The following is a 2,851-nucleotide window of genomic DNA, read 5'->3' as shown; positions in this document are numbered from 1 at the left end:
TCACGGGCTCGACGAGCGCGCCGTGTCGCTGGCCTTGTCGCTGGGCTTCGCCGGCGTGATGGTCGACACCGCCGACAAGCGCGCCGGCAGCCTGTTCGAGGCGCTGCGGCCCGACGCGCTGCGGCGCTTCGTGGCGATGGCACGCGAGGCCGATGCGATGGTCGGCGTGGCTGGTGCGCTGCGCCGCGAACAGGCGCGGCAGATCGCGGCGCTGCAGCCCGACTTCGCCGGCTTCCGCAGTGCGGTGTGTGCCGGCGAGCGCAGCGGTGCGCTCGACGCACAGCGCCTGCGCGAGCTGGTGGGGGCGATGCGCCAGGCGCAGGCCGCTCAGGCGTCGAGCCGTACTTCGCCGATCAGCATCGACCGCACGCGCGCCAGCTCGGCGCGGTGAACCAGATCGATCGGGAAATTCGCGCCGGCGGCGATGCTGGCGAAGCGCTGGTCGAGCACGCCGACCTCACCCAGTTCGGCGAGGCTGGCCACCGGGTCGATCGCACAGGACTTCACCACCACCAGCCGCTCGGCGTTGAGCCGGCGCGCCAGGTCGAGTGCGATGCTGTCCGAGCTCATGCCCCAGTTCGCGTCGGGGCCGGGACGGTCGCGCAGCGAGTCGTAGGGCAGCCACAGCGCGGTGTGCCCGCTGCGCATCACCTGGTGCACCTCGGCCTGGCTGCTGGCCAGCTGCAGCGCCGGCTGCAGCGCATGCGCCATGTAGGCGGTCTGCGCCATCGCCAGCACCGCCATGTTGTGCGCCGGCACGTCGTCGAAGTGCCAGTGCGACTGGGCACGCCGCACCTCATCGGCGAAGCCACCGCCGCCGCAGACCACCGTGACGCGGCCGCCGCCGAGCTGCACCAGCAGCTCCAGCCACTGCGCGAGCAGCGGGTCGCCGTTGAGGCTGCCGCCGAGCTTGACCACCCACATCAGGCCGTCTCCTCCTGCAGGTGCCGCGCGTACAGCGAGGCCACCGCCACCGCCGGAGCGCCCACCTGCACCCAGCGATGCAGCTCGCTGCCCGCCGGGCCGGCCACGCTGGCGATGTCGTCGGCGTAGCGGGCCAGCGCCCAGCCTGCGGGTCGCAGTTCGCTTGCCAGGAAGGCGCCGCAGCCGGCCGCCACCAGCGTGGCCCCGGGCGCGAGGTCGTGGCGGGCGATGACGCGCGCGAGCTGCTCACGCAGCTCGGCCAACTGCGCATCGCGCCAGGCGCGCGCGAAGGCGTCCCACTGCGCGGCGCTGCCGTCGCGTTCGTCCAGGCCGATCATGCGAGCCAGCCTCGCGCGCGTGTGGCGTACGTCCTTGGGCGCGTTGTCGGCGCTCGGGTGCTGGTCGTGCGCCGGGTCGAGCTCGCCGGTGAGGCGGTACACATCGGCCGTGGTGGCGAAGAACTCGTTCATCACGTTGTGCGGCACGCCCTTCCAGGCGATGCGCCGGGCCAGCGCGCACAGCGGCGTGCGCACCACGCCATGGTAGACAAGCTCACCGGTGGCAAGGCGGTGCGCGTCGCTGCGGCTCTCGGTGACCACGTGGCCGCGGCGCAGCGCGATCAGATCGGTGGTGGTGCTGCCGATGTCGACCAGCACGCCTTCGACGGCCGGCAGGGCCTGCGCCGCATGGCGTGCGGTGGCCAGCCAGTTGGCGGAGGCGATGTGCTCCCAGCGCGAGGCGGCGTCGCGCGCCAGCGGCCAGTCGGCGTCGCCGGCGAAGAATCGCGGCGAGGGCAGGGCGCTGTGCAGGTGCGCGGCGATGCGCTGCACACCTTGCTCGCGGTGCTCGAACAGGTCGACCATCTCGCCGGTCATGGTCACGGCCTGGGCATGCGCATCGAGATCGGGCCAGCGCGTGCGCGCGGCGTCGAGGGCGGCGTCCAGCCGGTCCAGGCCCTGCCACAGCGCACAAGGCCACTGCGCGGCATCGACGACGCGGCCGCCCTTGAGGCGCGCGGCCTTGACATGCGCGCCGCCGATGTCCCAGCCGATCACCGAAGCCTCAGGCATCGATGCGCTCCAGCCGCTGCAGCGCCAGCACTTCGCGGGCGAGGTTGCGGCCCAGCCGCTTCGACAGGCCGACGAAGGCGCAGGTCAGCCGCGGGTTGATCTCGATGAGCACCGGGCCGAGCCGCTCGCTGAGCACGAGGTCGACGCCGACGAAGCCGCGCAGCCCGGGCAGCGCCGCGGCCACGCGCGCGGCCAGCGTGGCCAGGCTGCGCCACCGCGCCGACGAGCGCGGCAGCACGTCGATCTCGACGCCGTCGTAGCGCAGCGATCCGTCCGGCAGCGTGGCGACCTTCTGCCGGTTCACGCTCAGCAGTTCGGCCCGGCCGAGCTCGCACAGCATCGACAGGCTCATCGCCTCGCCGTCGATCCAGGGCTCGAGGCAGGCGCTCTCGCCGCGTGCATGGCGGCCGGCGAGGTCGGCCTCGGCGCCGAGGCGGTTGGTGTGCACCTGCGTGGCCACGCTGCCGGCGCCGTCGTCGGGCTTGACCACCCAGCGCCGCGCCGCGGCCGCATGGGCCCAGGGCGTGGGCAGGTTGTGCGCGCCGAGGTGGCGCAGCGTGGCCGATTTGCTCGACGCGATGGCGATGCTGCGCGCGTCGCAGCCCAGCCAGCGCGGCGCACCGATGGCCCGCTCGAACTCGGCCAGGCAGCCGCCGGTTTCCGGCGCAACGATCCAGGCCAGGTCGTGCCCCGCGGCCAGCCGCGCGGCGAACTCGGCCGACGTCTCTCCGTCGTGTGGCACCGCCTCGGCGGCGCCTGCGGGCAGGGCGCCGGCGCGCGCGCAGGTGGCGGCGGTGACGTCTCAATCGCCGCTGGCCAGCAGGTCGGCCACCAGCGCGTCGCGCATGGCCAGGCCT

General features: G+C 74.0%; 4 protein-coding genes. 1 reads left to right on the top strand and 3 read right to left on the bottom strand.

Going from position 1 to position 2,851, the window contains the following annotated elements; all coding sequences use genetic code 11:
- Positions 1 to 391: (5-formylfuran-3-yl)methyl phosphate synthase (locus AB7U92_RS25225; RefSeq protein ID WP_428583309.1), on the top strand; the 391-nt coding region annotated here is incomplete at its 5' end.
- Here AB7U92_RS25225 and AB7U92_RS25220 read toward each other — a convergent pair.
- From AB7U92_RS25220 to AB7U92_RS25210, 3 genes are read right to left on the bottom strand one after another with little or no spacing between them, the layout of a single operon-like run.
- Positions 328 to 924, bottom strand: coding sequence for an aspartate kinase (locus AB7U92_RS25220; RefSeq protein ID WP_428583307.1), 597 nt, complete (start codon positions 922 to 924; stop codon positions 328 to 330). The genes AB7U92_RS25225 and AB7U92_RS25220 overlap by 64 nt on opposite strands.
- The gene (locus tag AB7U92_RS25215; protein ID WP_428583305.1) at positions 924 to 1,994 is read right to left on the bottom strand and encodes a hydantoinase/oxoprolinase family protein; all 1,071 of its coding nucleotides are present in this window, start codon (positions 1,992 to 1,994) and stop codon (positions 924 to 926) included. Before AB7U92_RS25215 ends, AB7U92_RS25220 begins: the two co-directional genes overlap by 1 nt.
- Complete coding sequence (locus tag AB7U92_RS25210) at positions 1,987 to 2,760, bottom strand: ATP-grasp domain-containing protein (protein WP_428583311.1); 774 nt, start codon at positions 2,758 to 2,760, stop codon at positions 1,987 to 1,989. The genes AB7U92_RS25215 and AB7U92_RS25210 overlap by 8 nt, the downstream gene beginning before the upstream one ends.
- Positions 2,761 to 2,851 lie beyond the last annotated feature (91 nt).

The sequence above is a fragment of the Piscinibacter sp. genome, assembly GCF_050175855.1.
GTDB lineage: Bacteria > Pseudomonadota > Gammaproteobacteria > Burkholderiales > Burkholderiaceae_C > Piscinibacter.
The sequence above is the reverse complement of the archived record's forward strand: the minus strand, read 5'-3'. Positions and strand labels throughout refer to the sequence as shown.

Excerpts from the sequence above, each read along its gene's own strand:
- AB7U92_RS25220 (WP_428583307.1), bottom strand. The coding sequence starts at position 924 with ATGTGGGTGGTCAAGCTCGGCGGCAGCCTCAACGGCGACCCGCTGCTC.
- AB7U92_RS25215 (WP_428583305.1), bottom strand. The coding sequence starts at position 1,994 with ATGCCTGAGGCTTCGGTGATCGGCTGGGACATCGGCGGCGCGCATGTC.